This window comes from Marivirga sp., assembly GCF_024636815.1.
Classification (GTDB): Bacteria; Bacteroidota; Bacteroidia; order Cytophagales; family Cyclobacteriaceae; genus Marivirga.
Genome location: NZ_JAGXGF010000070.1, coordinates 1 through 22,218, shown reverse-complemented (window position 1 = coordinate 22,218; position 22,218 = coordinate 1). Strand labels below are relative to the sequence as shown.

The window sequence follows — 22,218 nt, the reverse complement described above, 5'->3', positions numbered from 1 at the left end:
GTCCTAGGCGTAATGAAAATGATGGATCAGGGAGAAGCAGATGATAAAATTATAGCAGTTGCTGCAAATGATATGTCTGTAAATCATATGAATGATATTAACGACTTACCTCCTCATACTTCAAAAGAAATGCAAAGATTCTTTGAGGATTATAAACAACTTGAAAACAAAAAAGTGGTGGTAGAGGATTTCTTTGATAAAAAAGAAGCCCATAAAGTAATCGATGATAGTATTTACCTTTATGATAAAACTTTCAGAAAGTAAATTAGCATCTTAATTTTAAAATAGATGTTAAAAAAAATAGTAATAAAATATTAATTTTCTGCTCAAATAAATCGGTGAGACTGTCCCCTTGAGGTGACTACAGGGGTGTTGCTAGATTAGTAGAGAAGAACATTAATTAATCAAAAAAGGCTATCTAAAATTCAATTAGACAGCCTTTTTAATTTGTAAACTTTTCCAAAGTTGGTATTGCTATAATTAGCAATAAGTTCTGACTTTCTTAACCTTTTTGAACTTTGGAAAAGTTTTTCAATTCCAACTATTACATCCTAGAAACTTTTCCACCAGAACCTGAATCAACATCCACTATTGAAGGCTTTCCTCCATAGGTTATTTTTCCAGATGAGGAAGCTTTTGCAATAAGCTTTTCCTGCACATTCAATTCTATTCTTCCAGATGAACTTGCCGCTAGATCAGCATTATCACAGCTAAATTCTGATGCATCAATTCTTCCTGAACTGCTTACCTGTGCTTTGAAATTTTCAGCATTTCCATCTAAGGTAAATCTACATGAACTGCTTACTTTAGCTTCTACATTTCCAGCCTCAGCTGATAATGCAATTCTTGCTGAGCTTGATCCTGATACTTCAATGTTTGTTGCTTTCACATTCAAATCCATTCTAGCTGAACTTGAACCTTTAATTTCAACATTATTCCCTTCAATTAAGTCTTCTGATGTCATTCTTGAAGAGCTACTAGCTTTTAGGCTTTCCAATTCCTGAAAATAAACAGTCACTTCTACCTCTATATTTCTGAATGTCTTGTTAGAAGCCATTTCAATTCTCAAATCTCCACCTTTCACATCGGTAATTACATCTTCCAATTCGCCAGTGGTGCTTACTTCTACTTTTGGCTCACTACCTTTTTTCAAAGTAACTCTGATGCTTTGAGAAGAAGAAACAGAAGTAAAATCTGATAAGGAGCGCATTTCAGTTTCTTGAGCCTGCGCCTGAAATGTAAACAGAGCAAGTACAAATACTAATATTATATTTTTCATGTTTTTATGGGTTTGTTTCTCATTAAAGATGCGAGAAAATAAAAGAGGTTGCATCATGGTATGAAAAATATTTCAGAATATTTCTAACCCATGTTCGGTGTGCCACCGACTGGCGTGGTTAATGCGATTAAGTTAAGTTTTGAAGCCTCATCTTTCACTGCTATCTTGAAAAATAACCTTGGTTATTTTCTTTTGTGTTCTCTTACCTCTTTTCCCGTAAATACGGGACAAGTCGTGGTTAAAAGGTAATGTTTGTTAATCTATACAACCGGTAGGATTTTCGCTAAAGCGAAAAACTTGATAGTGAAATATACCTTAAATTAATAGCATTGTAGGGGTGGCTAGGGGATTTTTCGATCTAAAAAAATAGGAGCATAAAAAAAGCACAGTAAAATAAATCTGCTGTGCTTAATCTTTAAATATATCTTAATTGTATTAAAATTTATTCAATACTTTATCGACTTCTGAATCAGGATTTGCACATTTTTCTCCGGGTTGTTTTCCGCAGAAATTGCATGCTTCACCATCTTTATTTAAAAATGGGCTTTGTGAGGCACAAGTTCCTTTAAATTCTCCGTTTTTTATAAATATCAGTCTAACTGACATTAAAATAAAAAACGCTCCAATTAATCCGATTGCTAATAAAAAAGTAGTCATATTTTTAATTTTAAGGGCATTTTATCATCCCTGATAATCAATTTACAAATTTAACACTCTAATTTCATAACGCCTACTAAGAAAGCAAAGTTTCTTTAGCTTAAAGATATTCTAATTCATTTGTTAACTCTGAGTTATTGTTATTATTCATTATGGGGTTATAATTTATTCGGCTTAAATTGCATTTTCCCAAATGCCTAAAATTAGCTATGAAAAAAGAAGTACAAAAATACCCAGATGCAAGAAGAGAAGATAAACTGCAAGCCTTTGACAGATTACTCACTATCATGGATCAGCTTCGGAATTTATGTCCATGGGATAGGAAGCAAACCATTGAAAGTATCCGTCATTTGACCATTGAAGAGACTTTCGAGCTATCGGATGCTATACTGGAAAATGATTTGGAAGAAATCAGAAAAGAATTGGGTGACATTATGCTTCATATGGTTTTTTATGCTCGTATGGCAGATGAACAAAAGGCTTTTGACATGGCGGATGTACTCAACGGTATTTCCGATAAACTTATCAATCGTCATCCTCATATCTATTCTGATGTGGAAGCCAATGACGAACAGGCAGTGAAAGAAAATTGGGAAAAAATTAAGCTGAAAGAAAAGGGAAATAAATCAGTTTTGGGAGGGGTACCCAAATCATTACCGGCATTGATTAAATCTATCCGGATACAGGAAAAAGCCAGAGGGGTAGGTTTTGATTGGGATAAAAAAGATCAGGTTTGGGGGAAAGTAGAAGAAGAAATTCAAGAATTCAAAACTGAAGAAGAAGCAGGGAATCAGGAAAAAGCTACTGAGGAATTTGGGGATTTAATGTTTAGCCTGATTAATTATGCTCGCTTTGCAGGAATCAATCCTGAAGAAGCGCTAGAAAAAACTAATAAGAAATTCATAAAGAGATTCAATTACCTTGAGTCGGAAAGTAAGAAAGAAGGGAAACAAATTTCAGAAATGAGTTTAGAAGAAATGGACGTTTACTGGGAGAGGGCTAAGAAATTGTAGGGCTTACTTAGGTAGTATATTATTTATTTCATTTTTTTTATACTTAATGCAATGTTCTTGCGTTTGTATTGCAGGTGTATGAATAATCATGTTCAACTTATAGATTCCTTTATAGGCTCTATTTAAAATGATTATTCACTATGGAACATTTCAAAAATGCTACTCGCAATTTGTATGCTAAACGACCTCTATTTTTCAATATTGGTTTAGTCTTAGCCATTAGTCTTTGTTTTATTGCCTTTGAATTTAAGGTTTTTATTAATGAGGAAGAGAAAGTTGATTTTCCCGATGATGAAATTGTAATTTTTCTGAATGATGATGTAATCCGGACTTCTCAACTACCTAAGCCTCTGCCTAAAAAATTACCTGAACCTAAAGGTGATGTCAATATCGTGGAGGTAGAAGAATTGACTAAACCGGATGAAAAAAAGGAAGAGGTTGATATAGATGATTTAATTAATCCAGGGGAAGAATTCAAAATGCCTGAAGAGAAAGTAGAGGACAATACTCCCTATGATCCATTCGCATTAGAAGTAAAGCCAAAATTCGGTGGTGGAATGGATGCTTTTTACGAATATGTAGCCAATGCCATTGAATACCCATCTTTTGAACAAAGACAAAATATTCAAGGCAGGGTCGTTTTATCTTTTATCATTGAAAAAGATGGTTCTTTATCCCAAGTTGAAATTCTTAAAGGCGTTTCTGCCGGAATTGATAAAGAAGCAATAAGAGTAATTGAAAATGCTCCAAAATGGGAGGCTGGAAGACAAAGAGGGCAAGCCGTAAGGGTGAAAATGACTATCCCTATTTATTTTCAATTAAGATAATTAAAACCAATAGAATGAGAGCTTTCAAGCTTTCATTCTATCCTTCTAATATTATACTTCCAGAAAATCTAAGTCGGATTTTCGATACTAAAATTTATAGATATTATCATTTTCATTTACCATTTATGGAAGAGACCATTAGAATTCTAAAGAATCAGTCTGAAATCCGTAAATTTACATGATTCGATTTTATCTATTTGAAAAAGCAATTTATCCTCATAACGCTTCTCTTTTGTCTTTTAGCTCCGGCTATAGTGACCTACCTATGGCTAAACCACCAAAAGAAACAAATTAAAAGAGAGTTGAAAGGAAAAATCATAGACGGGATAGATAAATCAGAGCTGGTTTTCATTCAATTAAGTAAAGCTGAAGCAAGGGAACAGCTAGATTGGGAACACTCCAAAGAGTTTGAATTTAAAGGAGAGATGTATGATGTGGTGGAATTTGAAGAAACTGCTGATAGTGTGAAATACTGGTGTTGGTGGGATCATGAAGAGACAAAATTAAACCTACATTTAGCTGAAATAGTGAATAATTTATTAGGAAACCAGCCAGATAAAAAAGAAAAGCAACAAAATCTGATTTCATTTTACCAATCGCTATTTTCAGAGAAAATCTTTCAATGGCAGACACTACAATTTGCGAATGTTTCAAATCAGATAACTAAATATCAATTTATTCAGAAGGAATTTATTAATTCTATACCCTCTCCACCTCCCCAATTAGCAGTTTAGATTTTTCATTTTGTATTGTTGCTTTACTATTTAGAAGAGTTTTCAAATCTATTGTATTCAGCAAGAACATTCATTTTTTAATTATTTATAAACTGAAGATTTATAATGAGGAATATTTTATTGCTCTGTTTGTTTTTGGGCAGCTCTTTTATAGCCTATTCCCAAACAGTTACGGTCAGAGATGTCCAAACTTCCGAACCTATTGAAATGGTAACCATTGTTAGTGAGGAAAGGAATGAATTTATTAGTACTAACAGTCAAGGGAAAGCAGATATTTCAGCTTTTGCAGGAACCTCTAAAATTCAAGTTCAAAGACTAGGTTATCAGATCAAAACATTGAGTTTTGATGAAATCAGTGCTTCAGATTTTATTGTTGAGCTGAGAGCAAACAATTTCAATTTGAATGAAGTCATCGTTTCGGCTACAAGGTGGAGACAAAATTCCGGAGACATACCTTCAAAAGTAATCTCTATTTCGCCAAAAGAAGTGGAATTACAAAACCCTCAAACTGCAGCTGATTTATTGGGTGTTTCTGGAAAAGTGTATATCCAAAAAAGTCAGCAAGGAGGAGGAAGCCCCATGATTCGAGGTTTTGCTACTAATCGCCTACTTTATACAGTAGACGGTGTTCGAATGAACAATGCGATTTTCCGCGGTGGAAATATCCAGAATGTTATCAGTCTTGATCCCTTTGCTACAGAAAATGCGGAAGTGTTATTTGGCCCCGGTTCTGTTATTTATGGAAGTGATGCTATAGGAGGAGTCATGAGCTTTCAAACCCTAAGTGCTGAATTATCCAATACAGATGATGTGCTAATTTCAGGAAAAATAAATACCAGGTTTTCCTCAGCGAATAAGGAGAAGACACTTCATGCAGACATAAAATATGGTTGGAAAAAATGGGCTTTTGTGACCAGTGCAAGTAACTGGGATTATGATCATTTAAGACAAGGTGAAAATGGACCTGATGATTATTTAAAAATATACCATGTAGAAAGGATCGAGGGAGAAGATCGTGTGGTCGAGCAGGAGGATCCTTTAATTCAAAATCCTACAGCTTACTCCCAAAAGAATTTGATGCAAAAAGTAAGATTTAAACCTAATGAAAATTGGGATTTTCAATATGGGTTTCATTATTCTGAAACTTCGGATTATGGGCGTTATGACAGACTTAATAGAGTAATGAAAGGTAATCCTCGCTACGCAGAATGGAAATATGGTCCACAAAAATGGGTGATGAATAATTTGAGTATTTCCCATTCTAATCAAACTAAAATTTTTGACCAATTATCTGTTCGCTTAGCGCATCAACAATTTGAAGAAAGCAGAATAGACCGCAATTTTCAAGATGAAATTAGAAGAATCAGAGCTGAAAAAGTAGATGCATATTCTGTCAATATTGATTTTATTAAGAAATTAGGTAAGAAAAGTACTGTGTTTTATGGCAGTGAGTACATTCTTAATGATGTTGAGTCAGATGGCAAGCAAGAAAATATAATATCTGGGAATTTTGAGGATTCACCTTCCAGATATCCTCAAGCTATCTGGAGTTCAATGGCGGTTTATACGAATTATGAATATAAACCATCTGATAAATTTACCATACAAGCTGGTATTCGATATAATCAATTTTTATTGGATGCTGAATTTGATACCACATTTTATTCATTTCCTTTTACGCAAGCTAACATCAATAATGGGGCACTAACAGGAAGCTTGGGGATGGTTTATCATCCAGGAGATTCATGGTCTGTTAACGCTAATTTTGGTACGGCATTCAGAGCACCCAATGTAGATGATGTTGGGAAAATATTTGATTCAGAACCTGGGGCAGTCGTAATTCCTAATCCAGAATTGACTGCAGAATATGCTTATAATTGGGATATAGGAATCGCTAAGGTCTTCAATGATTTTCTAAAAGTAGATTTCACTGCTTATTATACTATTCTCAATAATGCTATGGTTAGAAGGAACTCTCAATTAAATGGGCAGGATAGCATTATCTTCGATGGTGAACGAAGTCAGGTTCAGTCTATTCAAAATGCAGCCATAGCTAATGTATATGGTGTTCAGGCAGGAATGGAAATGAAATTTCCCGGAGGAATAAATTTTTCTTCAGATTTGAATTATCAAATTGGTGAAGAAGAATTGGATGATGGATCAGTAAGCCCTTCAAGACATGCTCCACCTTTATTTGGAACTACTCGTTTAAATTTCAAATCAAATGATTTATTGGTTCAGCTTTACGCTAATTATCAATCAGAACGTGAACATGCCGAATTAGCGGTCGAAGAGAGAGGGAAAACTGATATTTATGCCCTGGATGAAAGTGGTAATACATATGCGCCTTCTTGGTATACCTTAAATTTTAAGATGAGTTATGAACTTTGGGAAAATTTTAGCTTAAGTACAGGTGTTGAAAATATAACAGATCAGCGTTACAGACCTTACAGTTCAGGAATGTCTGCTCCTGGAAGAAATTTTATTTTATCTGTTAGAATCGGTTTTTAAATATAGTGGAAAGGATAGCATTTTTTTAATACAAAACATACTAGTGTATTATAAGGATTACTGTCTATCTTGCCCTTTATAAAACTAAAAATTTATTATGAAAAAACTATTATTACTATTAATCACAATTACTATTGGCCTTCAATTTAAAGCCGAAGCACAAATGGATTCTTCTAAAATTTACCATAAAGCTACTGTAGCTTATGAAAATGGAGATGTAAAAGATGAAGTTGTGTATTTCAGCACAAGTAGTCCTTTTCAAATTCAACGTACATTACGAATAGCAGAAAAAGATTACTATAATGAGCGTATGGATGCTGGAAAGAGAATTCAATTCAGGAAACTTGAAAAGATTAAGCCAAATGATGTAAAGTCTGTAGATATTCATGGTGGACCTACATTTGTAACCAAAAAATATGCTGATTTATCAGAAATAGGATTTAATTCTATCCCCAAAAATTATCTTTTATATGAAGTAATAGGAGGCGATATCCAACTTTATTTACTTTTTCATGAAAGCATGGTTGTTACTAGTGACGAAATATTAAACGACAGCACAGCCGAGGAAATGGCTAAGGCGAAATTGTTTGTGAACAGTGATTTGATTATTGTTAAAGGTGATGAAAATGCGAAACATATCGACACTATCAAAATTACTGATTTTATAGACGATAATGAGCAAATAATGGAGGCGTATGAAAATGATGAGTACCCAGTTGTTAAAGGATCTTACAGTTCGAGACTTAAAGGTTCTTCATATAATCAATTTCAAGGTTTTGAATCATTAATAAAATTAGTGGCAGATTATAATACTGCTGAATGATTTAAATTTCATTTATAAAAACACCTAAAGGCTATTCATTTTTATGAGTAGCCTTTTTTGTGATAAAAAGACAATATTTAAAAATTTTGATCTCAACTTATAGGAGCTAACCAAATTCCAAGTCGATTGCATAATGTTCTATTTACTTTATAATTACGGCTTATTATTCGTAATTTTGCAGCTTGATTGAGGAATCTATATGAATAAGTTAGAACAAGAGATAAGCAAGCGTAGAACTTTTGGCATCATAGCCCACCCGGATGCTGGGAAAACCACTTTAACGGAAAAACTTTTACTTTTCGGAGGAGCTATTAACAAAGCTGGAGCTGTTAAATCCAATAAAATTGATACCGCAACCAAATCCGATTGGATGGAAATTGAAAAGCAGAGAGGTATTTCTGTGGCTACTTCCGTAATGGGTTTTGAATATAAAGATTTGAAAATCAATTTGCTTGATACTCCAGGTCACCAGGATTTTGCAGAGGATACTTACCGAACGCTTACTGCCGTGGATAGTGTAGTCATGGTAATAGATTGCGTGAAAGGGGTAGAGCAACAGACGGAAAAGTTGATGGAAGTTTGTCGTATGCGAAATACTCCTGTGATTTGCTTTATCAATAAACTCGATAGGGAAGGAAGAGATCCTTATGATTTGCTCGATGAAATAGAAGAAAAATTGGACATTCAGGTTCGTCCGCTTACCTGGCCAATCGGTATGGGAAAAACCTTTAAGGGCGTTTATAATTTATTCACTAAAAATTTGTTGCTGTATAAGCCCAGCAAACAGCAATTAACTGCCGAGGGTTTAGAAATTGAGGATTTGAGTGATGAAAGGTTAAATGCAACTATTGGGGATACATTGGCTGATCAATTGAGAGAAGATGTAGAGCTGATTGAAGGCGTTTATCCCGAATTAGATAAGGAAGAATATTTATCAGGAAAAGTGGCGCCTGTATTTTTCGGATCGGCTATCAACAGTTTTGGCGTAAAGGAAATGTTAGATACTTTTATCAACATTTCTCCTCAACCTAGAGAAAGAGAGACCGAAGAGAGAGTAATTAAGCCAAATGAAGATAAATTTTCTGGTTTTGTATTTAAGATTCATGCCAATATGGATCCAAAGCACAGAAACCGAATTGCATTCGTTCGTATTTGCTCAGGTAAATTTCAAAGGGGGAGCAGTTATTTGAATGTTAGACACGATAAAAAATTCCGTTTTTCTAATGCTACAGCCTTTATGGCACAAGATAAAGAGACAGTAGATGAAGCCTACCCTGGAGATATTGTAGGTTTGTTTGATACTGGAAACTTGAAAATTGGAGACACCTTATCGGAAGGTGAAAAAGGCACTTATAAAGGAATTCCTTCATTCTCTCCTGAGATTTTCAAGGAAGTAATCAACAAAGACGCCATGAAAACCAAGCAATTGGATAAAGGCTTAACGCAGTTGATGGATGAAGGAGTAGCACAATTGTTTACTTTCGAAATGGGAGCCAGAAAAGTAGTGGGAGTAGTTGGTAATCTTCAGTTTGAAGTAATCCAGCACCGTTTGAAAAATGAATATGGAGCTTCCTGTGAGTTTGCTCCTATGAATTTATACAAAGCATGTTGGTTCAGCAGTGCAGATAAAAAGAAGTTGGATGAATTTGTGAAATCAAAGTATCGCCATATCGCCAGAGATAAGGACGGTAAAATGGTGTTTATGGCTGAAACAAAATCCTGGCTTCAAATGGTAGAGGATAATTTTCCTGAAATAGATTTCCATTTTCAATCGGAATTTTAATCTAGAATCGAGAAGGGAGCTTTTCAACATTTTTGTTTGAAAAAGCCTATTTTTTGGATATAATATCAACTTTATTTCCAATTATTTCTTTTTCCAATTTGACTGAATTTCCCTTTTGGGAATAAGGGGCTTCAAAACTTCGTCACTTTAATATATGTATTATACCCAAATTTTACGACTTTTGTCTCTATGAACTATCAGGAGTTTTTACAAATAGTAATGTATGAAGATAATCACCTTTTGGTGGTGAACAAGCCTTCAGGTATGTTGGTACAAGGCGATCAAACTGGAGATACTCCAATTTCAGAACATGCTAAGGAATACATAGCCAAAAAATATGACAAGCAAGGGAAAGTATTTTGTGGAACCCCTCACAGAATTGACCGACCAGTAAGTGGGACGCTTGTTTTAGCTCGGACTTCCAAGGCTTTGGAACGAATGTCCAAAATGTTTCAAGAAAGAGAAGTAGATAAAACCTACTGGGCTATTACTGAAAAAAGACCGCCTAAAACAGAAGATACCATTACCCATTGGCTTAAGAAAGATACTACTAAAAACCTTACTCATGCTCATATGAGTGATAAAAAGGGAGGTTTGAAGTCCACCTTAACTTATCGCTTAGTACGTGCATTAGGAGATAGAAATTTAATAGAAGTTAAACCTTTAACCGGTAGGCCACATCAAATTCGGGTGCAATTAGCCAGAATTGGATGCCCTATTATTGGAGATGTAAAATACGGTTTTCCGAAACCAACAAAAGATGGATCAATAGCCTTGCATGCAAGATCGATTAGTTTTGAGCATCCTGTAAAAAAAGAGCCTTTCAATGTGGTAAGCCCAATACCAAAAGCTTTTGTGTGGTCATTTTTCGAAGATGTTGTTTAAAATAGAAAAAGATAATTTTACCATTTGTGTAAATACTATTGTAATCATATTAGAAATTTTAGATGTTTCTGTAAAATCCATGATTATGAAGAGAATTTTATTTTTATCTACCTTTACTTTATTATTTTATTTTTCTGCTTTTACTCAAAATCATCATTCAGATTCTGTTCATATAGCTGGAATTATCCAAGATGTTTTTGATGGTATGCGTGAATCGGATACTACTAAAATGGCACCTCATATGCATTCAGATGTAAAAATGCAGAGCCTCAGTGTGAATGGAATTGGTAATAAAGTAAGTCAGCTAACAGGGCCCCAAGGCTGGTTAAATGCAATAGCAAATAATACCGATGCAATTTATGATGAACAGGTTGATAATCTAAGAATATTATCAGATGGGGCAGTTGCCACGGCATGGATGGATTATAAGTTCTATTTAGACAAGGAGCTAAGTCATTGCGGGGTCAATTCATTTCAGTTCATCAAAGTAGATGGAAAATGGAAAATAATTTATATTATTGACTCTCGAAAAAAACAAAACTGTCATTAATTAAACTATAACCTAAATTTAATTTAACATGGAAAATCAAGAAGTAGAAGTAAATAATAGTCAGCATTCATTGAAATGGGGAGCTATCCTTGGTTTAATTTCAGTCATAATTACATTGATAATTTATTTGATTGATATTACAATAATGGTGCAATCATATATGCCATTTATATTACTTGTTATATTTCTTGGGGTTCCAATTTATGCTGGGAGAGACTTCCGAACGCAGATTGGTGGTTATATGAGCTTTAAAGATGCATTTTTACATGCTTTTGTGATTTTAGCCATAGGAGGATTTATTGGAACTGTTTTTGATTATTTATTATTCAACGTTATAGATCCTGAAATTATTCCAATCCTTATAGAAGTACAGATGGAAAATGCGATGAAAGCAATGGAAGTATTTGGAGGACAAAATACGGATATGATTGATGGAATGGCAGAAAGTATTGAAGAGGGCTATACACTACAAGGCCAGGCATTAGGGTTCCTTTGGAAATTAGTACTATATGCAATTGGCGCATTAATTGTTGGAGCAATTAACAAAAAGAAAAATCAAGAAGAGGAATTTTAAATTCATCAAAACCCGCCTAAAAAGCCATTCAATGCCAAATTGAATGGCTTTTTTATTGTCCTAAATATAAGAAAACGAACTCTTTCTCATTTTTTCAGTATTTAATAAGGATATAGATTGTCCAACAAAATGTGGGTTCAGTCGAAAAAGTAATTGGTATTTACACGCTGAATTATTTATTGTCTATATTGGCATCTTCAAAATAAAGATATGATGAACTATTTCAACAAGTCTTTTTATATAATTTTAATATTAGTGATCAGTTTGACATGGGCTTGTTCCACTAAAACAGATTCTCAATCACAAGATTTATCCTACGCTATTGAACCAGTAGATTTCGATTTTGATAAAATCAAAGAAAGAGGATATTTAACTGCCGTAGTGGATAATAGCGCTACTAGCTATTTTATCTATAAAGGGCAGCCAATGGGTTATGAATATGAAATGTTGAATTGGCTGGCAGATGATTTGGGAGTGGAATTAAAAATAATTAAAGACAATAGCATTTCTTCAGCACTTGAAAAAGTTAATAGAGGGGAGGCTGATATTGCTGCTTTTAATTTAACAGTCACTAAAGAAAGGAAGCAATACGTTGATTTTACAAATCCTTTATATTTTGTAAGACAGGTATTGGTACAGAGAAAGCCAGAGAATTGGAGGCAAATGAAAATTCATGAAATTGAAAATGAACTTCTTAGAGATCCTATTCAATTAACTGGAAAAGAGGTTCATGTGCGAAAAAGTTCTTCCTTTTCTACTCGGTTAGCTAATCTTTCAGATGAAATTGGTGGTGATATAGTGATAATTGAAGATAGCAGCAGTTTGGAAACAGAAACTTTGATAAAAATGGTAGCGGAAGGTGAAATTGAATATACAGTTGCTGATGAGGATGTTGCTATGTTAAACGCTACTTACCATCCTATTTTGGATGTAAAAACTCCAGTTAGTTTCTCTCAGCAAATCGCATGGGCGCTAAGATCTAATGCGGATACCTTGGAGACTAAAATCAATTCCTGGTTAGAAGAAAGGCAAAAAGAAACAGACTACTATGTGATCTATAATAAATATTTCAAAAACCTTAAGAGATCAGCTAATAGATCATATTCAGAATTCTCATCCGTTAGTGGTGATAAACTTTCTCCCTACGATGAAGAAATTCAAGCAACTGCAGCTGAAATAGGGTGGGATTGGAAATTGTTGGCAGCATTAATTTATCAAGAAAGCAAATTTGACCCTAATGTAAAATCATGGGCTGGTGCTAAAGGATTAATGCAAATGATGGAGCCAACTGCTCATGAATTTGGAGCCACGAATTTATATGATCCAAATGAAAGCCTAAAAGCAGGAGGGAATTATATTAATTGGTTACAAAAAGCTTTTAAAAAGCATGTTGAAGATAGTGTTGAAAGACAGAAATATATTTTAGCAGCTTATAATGTAGGTATTGGTCATATGCAGGATGCGATTCGCCTGACTGAAAAATATGGTGGAGACCCCACTAAATGGGATAATAATGTTGAGAAATATTTATTATTAAAGTCTCAAAAGAAATATTATAATGATCCAGTAGTAAAATATGGCTATTGTAGAGGAGAAGAACCAGTAAATTACGTTAAAGAAATACTGGAGAGGTATCAGCAATACGAATTATTATTAAATTCACCGGAAGTTGAGGATGATTCAAAAGCCCCAGTTATTTAGCGTTTAACTTTTATTTTAATTATGAGATGTCAAAAATAGATCAACTTTTTAAGGAATACACAGAAGAGCGTTTTATCAATTTGAATAAAGAGCAATTTGTTTATATTGTTAATCTTTTTCCTGCCCTGAGAGTGGTAATGTCGGATGGTATAGTTGATCAAGATGAATGGGTGACCGTAAAAAGGCTGGCCAAAATCCTAGGAGATGAATTTGCGTCAGAAGATTTAGGTGAAGAGAAAGAAGAAAATCTGATGCTTATTTACAGGGCCGAGTTTCGTCACTTAGTTAAAAATCTTGATAAATGGCAAGATAAATTTTTAGCCGCTTTAAAGGATTATTTTAATGAAAATGAGCCTTCAAAAGAATTTGTTGTTGAAACGATGTATCTATTTGCCAGTGCTTCTGATGGTGTTTCAGAAGAGGAAAATGAAGTCATTGAATATTTAACCAAGGAATTAGGCTTGGAAGATATCGAGCTTTAAACTCTAATAGAAAGCTATTTGAACTTAGCGCTATTTACCATTTTGTTTAGTATAATTTTTATTTTCTCTAAATCTTCTCTTTAAAAGATAAAAAGCTTCATTGAAATTAATTTCAATGAAGCTAATGTGTTATATTAAATGTTTAGGTAAAAAACGTGATCAACTGTTCTTGGAAATTGAATTCTAAATTAAAAGACTCTAATTGAAATTTGTATATACGTTTATTACTCCCCAATTTCCACATCAATTATATTATCGTCCTTTTTTCTATCTATTAATTTGTTAAGTGGGTCGACACCTGCTTTAACCGGCTCACCCTTAACTTTTAAGGTAATGGTGTGCTCTCCAGGTGCTATTTTATGCTTTTCCAGGTACAGAGGGTTAGTTCTTTTTCTGCCGCTTTCATCTTTATCTTCTGCAGCAAAAACACCAATATCCATATAATCACCCTGATAATTGGCTGGAGTTTCTTGACCAGTACTATCTGCATATAACTTTTGTGAAGTTAATTTGATAGTTACCTCATAAGTATCTTCATCCAGTTTCTTAGCAGTTGCAGTCTCAGCCTTATTTTCATAAAGTGTTATTCTTTTCCAAGTATCTTCCAGATAATACTTTAAACTGTCAGGCGTAACCGATTCAAAATGTCGATATAAATCGTGACTGCCTGCAAAAGGTGGAGTTTCTTTATGGGCAAATTCATCTCTAAAGCCTCGAATTGCTTTATTCATCAAACTATCACCTATGAAATCACGCAATCCATAAAGAATCAAACTACCTTTTCTATACCATTGATAAGATCTATTACAATCAATAAATACATTTTCCTTCTTTGATTCGAATGCTCTTCCTCTTAAATAGCCATTTAATTCATCCTCAAGGAATCTTTTCATATTCGCCTTCCCATATTTCCTTTCTGACAATACTAATGCAGTATATTCTGCCAAGGATTCTGAAATGAGATTGGCACCGCGGGTAGAGTTAGGCACCACCTGATGCCCCCACCATTGGTGTGCTAATTCATGGGCAGTTACAAAATAAGCATAATCAAAATCATCAGGATCACCGAAATCAGCTATCCAGCCAAAGCCCTCAGAATAAGGTACTGTGTTCGGGAATGACTGAGCAAAATTTGCATACCTCGGAAATTCCAAAAGCCTCATTTGCCTAAATTGATAAGGACCATAAACCTCGGAAAAATATTCAATCCCATCTTTAAAGGCGGCAGAAAAGCGATCTAGGTTATAATCGTGTGAAGCCAGATGGAAAATTTCAATATTGACATCAGTTGCATTAGGCATTTTTGCTTTATCAGTATAAACTGCATAATCAGCAGAAACTAAGTTATAGAATAAATCGATTTTAGAATCCTGTACATAATGAAAATATCTTCTATCCCCATCTGTCCATTCTTTTTGTAAATATCCTGGTGCAACCGCAATTTGATCTGTTGAAGTACCAACTGTAGCCTCAAAAGTTACTAAGTCAGCATCATCATTAAATAGCATAGTCCTCATTCCATATGGATCATCATGTGGTGGTAATTCATCTATCTTTTCAGGGAGATCATATTTCTTTCGCTTTTCATCACTACTCAGTTCTGAACTAGCACTATATCCAATTGAAGGCATACTTTGGCCAATAAATGTCCCGTTGTACACTATTTCTCTAGAAAAACCACTATTGACAAAACCTGTATTAGTTAAGGCGGAATGAAAATCCAATTCTAAAGTATCACCTGGCTGCATTGTATTTGGCAAGGCATAAATCTTGTACCAAGGTTTTACTTCTTTTTCTCCAAAAATCTGAAATTTAGGTTTGTCATATGATAAAGGAAAACGATAAGAAAGTGTATCCCCTTTATAAAGGGCATGAAAATAACTAGCTCCAGCAAAATTTAAATGCAAAGAATCTATCGGCTCATCAGTTTTATTTACCATTTGAACCTTTATCTCTGAGAATGCATCTCGCTTTTTGGGAAATATTTCGGCATTTACATTTACACTTATGATTTTTGGTTGTGCTATAAATTCATATTGCTTTAACTGTTTTTCATAGTCTGCTTGCCGTTTTTCTGATTCAGTCACTGTTAAATAGCCATTGGTGTATACTACCGTTTTAAAAATATAGCTACCAAGACCCAGTGCAACAAAAAGCAAAGCATAAGAGAGTACAGCTGTTGAATTTTTTAGACGGTTCTTTCCTTGATTTAATCTTTTCTTAAAATTGATGTCTGAACCTCTTGCAAAGAAAAGAGAGAAAAATAATATAAGGAAAACACCAAATGCTGTCCAATAAAGATTATACCACAATAATGGAGCTCCAAAATGACCTAATCCATTCAAATCTGACCAGATATAGTTAGGCTTATAGGAGAAAAAGAAAAGATTGAAATTAAAGTCAGCAAAGTCCCTTAAAACGATCATCACTAACCAAATTCCAATACTTACTGCATGACCTGCAAATTTATTGTTCACGATTAAATGGACCGCAAAAATTAACATGAGCATTTGAAGATAGTCAGGGAAAGAGATTAGATAACTATCTACCAAATAAACTCCAATATCATAATTATAATATCCTTTCAGTGTCTGTACAATTAGTCCGACAACTATTGGTAAAGAAGCCAATAAGAGACAAATAGTAGCCATTCCTAAAAATTTTGAGGCAATTAATACACCATCTTTTATGGGGAAAGTGTCACTTATGGAAGAATAACCTGAGCTTTTATCTCTATGTAAAGTTTCTCCACCAAAGAAAACCAGGATAATGAAAACAAAAATAATGTAATCATAGCCCTTAAATTGCATTAAAAAAGAGGTGGAAGGGCGATTTGGTACGCTATAAATGGTGCTGCCAATCCAAAAATCAATTACTAAGAAAACGAGCCCACCTAAAAGAATAGCTCTAAAATAACTGTCTTTCAATACATTCTTGATCTCAATCTTGGATAACGTTATCAAACTTTGGCGTTGGTAAGATTTTGTAAATGACGTAGTTACTTTTTTTAATAGAGTCTTTGCTGAAGAATCCCCACTCTCCTCAACTTGCGATTTTTTGGAAGTAGCTTGAAAGAAATATTTAAAACTGAACCGTATGTAAGAAGCTATGAATAATAAAATACCTATGGAAATCCAGATGATTCTATTAATCAATAAGTTTCCAGATATATCAACACGATAAGAGTTTTGTTCAAAAGGAGTTAAATATTCTACTTGAATAGTGAATGAATTAAGACCTAGTGGATCTAAAATTTGAACTAATTCTTTGTTGTCCAGATCATTTGACAAAAAATTAGTTAATAAATAGAGAATGAAAACAATGATCCCACCTGAATAAATCGCCTTAATATTCTTTGTGAAAATAATTAGAGCGAAAAACAAAGTGGAGAAAAACCATAAATTAGGCACAACTAAACTAATCCATGGCTGGAAATAATTCATGAATAAATTGGGACCATACCTTTCAGCAGGTGTCCATCCTGTGGCAGCTCCAATTATTGTTCCTAGATAAATCCCAACAACTACTCCTAATGAAATAAAGAGCAAAGTGACAAAGGAGCCCCAAAATCGACCCATGAAATAGGCGTTTTTTGAAATCGGTAAACTAAAAAGGAAAGTGCCAGTCTTATGTTCAATATCTCGGTACATTGGTACACCCATAACTGCAGAAGCGATCAGGATACCAAAAATTGATACAACCAGCATTAGATTAGCGATGGTAATTGGTGCATTATGAAATACTTTTTCTGTTGCTGGAGTGCTACCAGAAGCAAAAAGTAAAAGTGATACAAGCAGCAATATTCCAAAGTACATATAGGTAGCAGGTCTGCTAAACCTATACCTCAATTCAAATATGAAAATGTTTAACATGGTCAGTGATGATTAAAGAGTGATAGGATCTACTTTTTTAGAAATGTGACTGAAATACACATCTTCAAGATTGGGTTCTACGTGTTCAAATCCTTCATCAGGATTACTTTCAGACTCTACTCGCAAGGCTAAATTACCTTCTTTCAGTTTAGTGGAGATCACCTTATAATTTTGCTTAAAAGTTTCCAATTCATCCTTTTTAATAATTTTAGCAAAAATATTTTGCTGTAATTGACTCAAGCCATCTGCAGGTTTTCCGTCCATTAATACTTCTCCATTGCAAATTATAGCCATATTAGAACAAAGCGTGCTCACATCTTCAACAATATGTGTTGACAAAATAACTATTGTGTTTTCACCAATTTCACTTAGCAAGTTGTAAAAACGATTTCTTTCTGTTGGATCTAAGCCTGCTGTAGGTTCATCCACAATAATTAGGTTGGGATTTCCAGCTAGAGCTTGTGCTATTCCAAACCGTTGGCGCATACCACCAGAATAAGTCCCTAAAGCTTTTTTTCTATGAGTATATAGATTTACTTTTTCTAATAGGCTGGCCACCAATTCTTTTCGTTCACTTTTGTTGCCTACTCCTTTCATCTGGGCTATATGATCTAACATGACCTCTGCACTTATTTTTGGATAAAGTCCAAAATCCTGTGGTAAGTAGCCCAAACGCTCCCTGATGGCTTGAGGGTTTTCCATTACGTTAATATCATCCAGCATAATACTGCCGGAATCAGCATCCTGCAAAGTTGCTATTGTTCGCATTAAGGTGGATTTGCCAGCTCCATTTGGGCCCAACAAACCAAACATTCCTTTTGGTATAGTTAGTGAAACGTTATTAAGTGCCTGTACTCCATTGGAGTAGGTCTTTGATAAATTTTGGATTGATAGTTGCATATTGCTTTATTAGATTAGTGAAAAAAGAAAGCAATATAATTATTTTTTTATTTAATACAGATGTTTTTATATAAGTGGGGTTGACCTTATGAAAATGTTCTCAATTTTTACTTAGAGTCAATAAATAGGATTATTTATGGTAATTGTAAGTGCAATATTTTAAAAATCTCTTGAAGATTTTTAATCTTAAATTTTAGGAAAGTTAATATGATATTTTGCGGCTAAAAGGTGAGAGGCCATTATAAATGAAGCCGTCACTATAAAAATTAATTTCGAAATAGTTTAATAAAGTGTATAGCATCCCCCCTAATAGGCATACACTTGAATAAATTTCCTTTCTGTAAGTTATCAAGAATCAATGTAAATTTGATTTAAATAAGGGTATAAAAAGACCGAATTTATCTAATGAGTTTATTAATGGCTAACTCCCCCACTTTCGCCATAAGCGAAAAAAAGGGATGGAGGCTAAAATGGCGGGCCAGCGTAGGCATTAGTGGGTAGTAGCATCATTTTACCTAGATTTTTTGCATACTTTTTCATCAATGGAAAAAGTATGAAGCATTAAGCGAGAATTAAAACTCAAAAGTTGGTAATATAATGTTTGATTCTGCTCTCTAAAACACCATAAAATAATGAATAGGTGTCCTTATACCAATAAGATGCACTATTATTTTATTGAGGGAAACAGCCGAAAATAGAATTGTTCACGGAAGTATTATTATCAAGACTCAGTATCTAAAATGAAGGTTTCTATACTTAAATTTTAGGAAAATTAATATGATATTTCACAGCTAATAACCTAGCTGACATTATAAATGATGCAGTTACTATAAAATTAATATCTCTGTCAAGTTGAAAATAGTTCAGCAGAGTGTAAAGCATTCCACCCAAAAGACAAGCACTTGCGTAAATTTCTTTTCTGAAAATAACCGGTGTTTCATTAACCAGCGTATCTCGAATTACACCACCAAAGACGGCTGAGAACATACCCATGATAGCAGCAATTTCCCATCTTACACCCATTGATAATGCTTTTTCTACTCCAGCAACAGTAAATAGGGCTATTCCCATTGAATCAAATAGGCTTAAGGTTTTTCTTAATTTTTGCAGAAATTTATTGAAAAAACTGGTCAGCAAAATCCCAAAGAAAATAGTATATATAATATTGATATCTCCAATCCATGAAAGCGGATAGCTTCCCAACATTATATCCCTTAAAGTTCCTCCACCAATAGCCGTTATAAAGCCTGTAAAACCTGCTCCAAACCAATCTTCTGATTTATCTTTTACCGCCAATGCACCTGAGATGGCAAAAACTAATGTCCCTAAAAGCTCAAGTGCATATTGAATTTGCATAGTTCCTAGAAATTTTAATTACCTATGGTTTGATTTTTTCAATTTTGGAATGAGTTTCCAAATAAACTGGCAAAGCAGCTGATCCATACCAATTGTAAATATCATAAGCCAATAAGTCTGCTTTGATGGCTGGATCAGTTTGTAAAAGCTCCGCTACCTTAGCTTTATCAGGCTCATCAAAAATAAAGATACCACGATAGTCATTGCTGTTTTTGCCTAAAGGACCCGCTATAATTAATTCACCTGCTTCTGCCAAGCGTCCAATATTTTCCATATGTCCACTAAACAAACTATCGACTCTGGCTTTGTCTTCTATGTTTCCAGCACCAGTTTTAAGTATTACTAAAGTATAAGATTTCATTCCATAATCATCGGCTCCCAAAGAATCGGCTAAGTTCTTATCATAATTTGAATTTTGGGACAATACCAAAAATGGAGAAATCAATAAAAGGCAAAGAATTAATATGTTTTTCATGGCTCTAGTATTAAAAATGGATTTTTATCTCAAAAAGTCTTCAATCAAAGTTAAAAATTCTTCAGGTTTTTCAGCATGTATCCAATGGCCAGCACCTTCTACCATTTTAATCCTGGCATTAGGAAAGAAATTGTTGATGGCTATATGATCTTCCGATTGGATATATTTTGAATTTTTACCTCCAATAAATAAAACATCTTTTTCTGTGGTCAACCTTTTTTCTAAGCCTTTGCCTACAACTTCAATGTTTTTTTCTAAAACAGGCAAATTGATTTTCCATTCGAATTCTTTATTCTCATTTCTAGTTAGGTTTTTGAGTAAAAATTGTCTCACACCTTTTTCAGGCACATATTCCGACAATTTTTTATCTGCATCTCCTCTAGATTCAAGCTCGTCTAATTTTAGGCTACATAAACCTTCCAATATAGAATCATGATGAACGGGATATGCTTTTGGTGCAATATCAACCACTACTAATTTATCATATAAATCCGGATGCTGAACGGCAAAATACATAGCAGTTTTTCCACCCATTGAATGACCAATGACATGAGGGTTTTCAATATTATTCGATTCAATAAATTCTTCAAGGTCAGCAGCCATCACCTCATAATTATGTGTTTCATCATGTGGTGAATCACCATGATTTCTCTGATCTACCAAATAAACCTTGAATTTCTCCGATAATTTTCGCCCGATCGTCATCCAATTATCAGAAGAACCAAAAAGTCCGTGTAAAATAATTAATGGCTGTCCGCCATCACCTAATTCTTTATAATTTAATTTCATATCTAAGATTTTTAGATTCTAGAATCTAGAGCTTAGAACCTAGAACCAAGACAATTTTATTTTTATTTTCTTTCTAATTACTGCCGGTCTGACCTGCGGTACTGACCTAATTGCATCCATCACCCAACATCCAACACCCTTCACCCAACTTCCGACTTCGAGCTTCCAACTTCATTCATTCCCCTTTTGGGGGTTAGGGGGCTAACTCCCTCAAATATAGCTGAATAGTATTCTCAAGCCCATAATAAAGCGCATCGCAAATTAAAGCATGCCCGATGCTAACTTCATCCATAAAAGGAATTTGCTCTTTCAAATATTTCAAATTTTCCAGACTCAAATCATGTCCTGCATTAATCCCTAAGCCAATTTCTTGAGCTTTTTTTGCAGCTAAAACAAAAGGCTGCACTGCTTTTTCTCTATCCTTAGCGTAATTGGCAGCATAAGGTTCTGTATAAAGTTCGATTCTATTCGTGCCTATTTTGGCAGCTGCTTCAATCAGATTTAAATCTGTCCCAATAAAAATAGAAGTTCTTACTCCCAAATTTTTCAATTGAGAAATCACATCTTTCAAAAAGTCTTGATGTTTGATTGTATCCCATCCTGCATTTGAAGTTAATACTCCTGGAGGATCGGGAACAAGTGTAGCCTGAGCCGGCTTATTTTTTTCAACTAATTCTAAAAACCGATCATCAGGATAGCCTTCAATATTGAATTCAGTAGTCACTATTGGAGCTAAATCATAAACATCTTTGGTGGTAATGTGTCGTTCATCCGGACGTGGATGAATAGTAATGCCCTGTGCGCCAAAACGTTCGCAATCCTTGGCAACATTGACTACATTAGGGTTTTCACCGCCCCTTGCATTACGCAAAGTGGCAATCTTATTGATATTGACGCTTAAGCTTGTCATAATTTTATTTTTATATGATAACTTTGTCGGCAAGTTAATGATTTTAAAAATTTACTATGAGCTTAAAACAACAAATTGATACGGATATTAAAAATGC

Annotated in this window: 20 protein-coding genes; 12 read left to right on the top strand and 8 right to left on the bottom strand. The window is 34.2% G+C overall.

The genetic code is table 11. The features are described from left to right. Window positions 1–264 (top strand): inorganic diphosphatase (locus tag Q0L29_RS05550; RefSeq protein ID WP_296619788.1); only part of this gene is annotated, 264 nt, incomplete at its 5' end. A 280-nt stretch (window positions 265–544) separates the two neighbouring features. Here the strand turns inward: Q0L29_RS05550 and Q0L29_RS05545 are convergent. Continuing rightward, the gene (locus tag Q0L29_RS05545) at window positions 545–1,279 is read right to left on the bottom strand and encodes a head GIN domain-containing protein (RefSeq protein WP_296619786.1); all 735 of its coding nucleotides are present in this window, start codon (window positions 1,277–1,279) and stop codon (window positions 545–547) included. 435 nt (window positions 1,280–1,714) lie between these two features. Further along, window positions 1,715–1,936 carry a hypothetical protein gene (locus Q0L29_RS05540; protein WP_296619785.1) on the bottom strand — a complete coding sequence of 74 codons (222 nt, stop codon included), beginning with the start codon at window positions 1,934–1,936 and terminating at the stop codon, window positions 1,715–1,717. 209 nt (window positions 1,937–2,145) lie between these two features. Between Q0L29_RS05540 and mazG the strand changes: the two genes are divergently transcribed. The 11 genes from mazG (at window position 2,146) to Q0L29_RS05485 (ending at window position 13,819) form a co-directional block, all read left to right on the top strand. After that, complete coding sequence (mazG, locus tag Q0L29_RS05535) at window positions 2,146–2,949, top strand: nucleoside triphosphate pyrophosphohydrolase (RefSeq protein ID WP_296619783.1); 804 nt, start codon at window positions 2,146–2,148, stop codon at window positions 2,947–2,949. Window positions 2,950–3,089: 140 nt separating this feature from the next. Continuing rightward, window positions 3,090–3,776 (top strand): energy transducer TonB, encoded by a 687-nt coding sequence (locus Q0L29_RS05530; protein WP_296619782.1) that lies wholly within the window; start codon window positions 3,090–3,092, stop codon window positions 3,774–3,776. Between the two features lie 197 nt (window positions 3,777–3,973). After that, window positions 3,974–4,510: a hypothetical protein gene (locus Q0L29_RS05525; RefSeq protein WP_296619780.1), complete on the top strand. Its 537-nt coding sequence runs from the start codon at window positions 3,974–3,976 to the stop codon at window positions 4,508–4,510. Window positions 4,511–4,615: 105 nt separating this feature from the next. Further along, complete coding sequence (locus Q0L29_RS05520; RefSeq protein ID WP_296619779.1) at window positions 4,616–7,021, top strand: TonB-dependent receptor; 2,406 nt, start codon at window positions 4,616–4,618, stop codon at window positions 7,019–7,021. Window positions 7,022–7,118: 97 nt separating this feature from the next. Beyond that, a complete protein-coding gene (locus Q0L29_RS05515) occupies window positions 7,119–7,844 on the top strand; it encodes a hypothetical protein (protein ID WP_296619777.1) in 726 nt (241 codons plus the stop codon). A 199-nt stretch (window positions 7,845–8,043) separates the two neighbouring features. Further along, window positions 8,044–9,627, top strand: coding sequence for a peptide chain release factor 3 (locus Q0L29_RS05510; protein ID WP_296619776.1), 1,584 nt, complete (start codon window positions 8,044–8,046; stop codon window positions 9,625–9,627). Window positions 9,628–9,816: 189 nt separating this feature from the next. Continuing rightward, a complete protein-coding gene (locus Q0L29_RS05505; protein ID WP_296619774.1) occupies window positions 9,817–10,512 on the top strand; it encodes an RluA family pseudouridine synthase in 696 nt (231 codons plus the stop codon). Window positions 10,513–10,597: 85 nt separating this feature from the next. Then, window positions 10,598–11,062: a nuclear transport factor 2 family protein gene (locus Q0L29_RS05500; protein WP_296619772.1), complete on the top strand. Its 465-nt coding sequence runs from the start codon at window positions 10,598–10,600 to the stop codon at window positions 11,060–11,062. Between the two features lie 28 nt (window positions 11,063–11,090). Then, window positions 11,091–11,636 carry a DUF4199 domain-containing protein gene (locus tag Q0L29_RS05495; RefSeq protein ID WP_296619770.1) on the top strand — a complete coding sequence of 182 codons (546 nt, stop codon included), beginning with the start codon at window positions 11,091–11,093 and terminating at the stop codon, window positions 11,634–11,636. Between the two features lie 210 nt (window positions 11,637–11,846). Beyond that, complete coding sequence (locus Q0L29_RS05490; RefSeq protein WP_296619769.1) at window positions 11,847–13,337, top strand: transporter substrate-binding domain-containing protein; 1,491 nt, start codon at window positions 11,847–11,849, stop codon at window positions 13,335–13,337. A 26-nt stretch (window positions 13,338–13,363) separates the two neighbouring features. Next, entirely contained in the window at window positions 13,364–13,819 is a 456-nt protein-coding gene (locus Q0L29_RS05485; RefSeq protein WP_296619767.1) for a hypothetical protein, read from the top strand. A gap of 224 nt (window positions 13,820–14,043) precedes the next feature. Here the strand turns inward: Q0L29_RS05485 and Q0L29_RS05480 are convergent, their stop codons facing one another. From Q0L29_RS05480 to Q0L29_RS05455, 6 genes are all read right to left on the bottom strand, one after another. Beyond that, window positions 14,044–17,691: a M1 family aminopeptidase gene (locus Q0L29_RS05480; RefSeq protein ID WP_296619765.1), complete on the bottom strand. Its 3,648-nt coding sequence runs from the start codon at window positions 17,689–17,691 to the stop codon at window positions 14,044–14,046. Window positions 17,692–17,703: 12 nt separating this feature from the next. Further along, the gene (locus tag Q0L29_RS05475) at window positions 17,704–18,591 is read right to left on the bottom strand and encodes an ABC transporter ATP-binding protein (protein WP_296619763.1); all 888 of its coding nucleotides are present in this window, start codon (window positions 18,589–18,591) and stop codon (window positions 17,704–17,706) included. Window positions 18,592–19,347: 756 nt separating this feature from the next. Next, window positions 19,348–19,947 carry a trimeric intracellular cation channel family protein gene (locus Q0L29_RS05470; protein ID WP_296619761.1) on the bottom strand — a complete coding sequence of 200 codons (600 nt, stop codon included), beginning with the start codon at window positions 19,945–19,947 and terminating at the stop codon, window positions 19,348–19,350. A gap of 22 nt (window positions 19,948–19,969) precedes the next feature. Further along, window positions 19,970–20,422, bottom strand: a complete 453-nt coding sequence (locus Q0L29_RS05465; protein WP_296619760.1) for a hypothetical protein — start codon at window positions 20,420–20,422, stop codon at window positions 19,970–19,972. Window positions 20,423–20,446: 24 nt separating this feature from the next. Beyond that, window positions 20,447–21,211 carry an alpha/beta fold hydrolase gene (locus Q0L29_RS05460; RefSeq protein ID WP_296619758.1) on the bottom strand — a complete coding sequence of 255 codons (765 nt, stop codon included), beginning with the start codon at window positions 21,209–21,211 and terminating at the stop codon, window positions 20,447–20,449. Window positions 21,212–21,404: 193 nt separating this feature from the next. Beyond that, window positions 21,405–22,121: a pyridoxine 5'-phosphate synthase gene (locus tag Q0L29_RS05455; protein WP_296619756.1), complete on the bottom strand. Its 717-nt coding sequence runs from the start codon at window positions 22,119–22,121 to the stop codon at window positions 21,405–21,407. Window positions 22,122–22,218 lie beyond the last annotated feature (97 nt).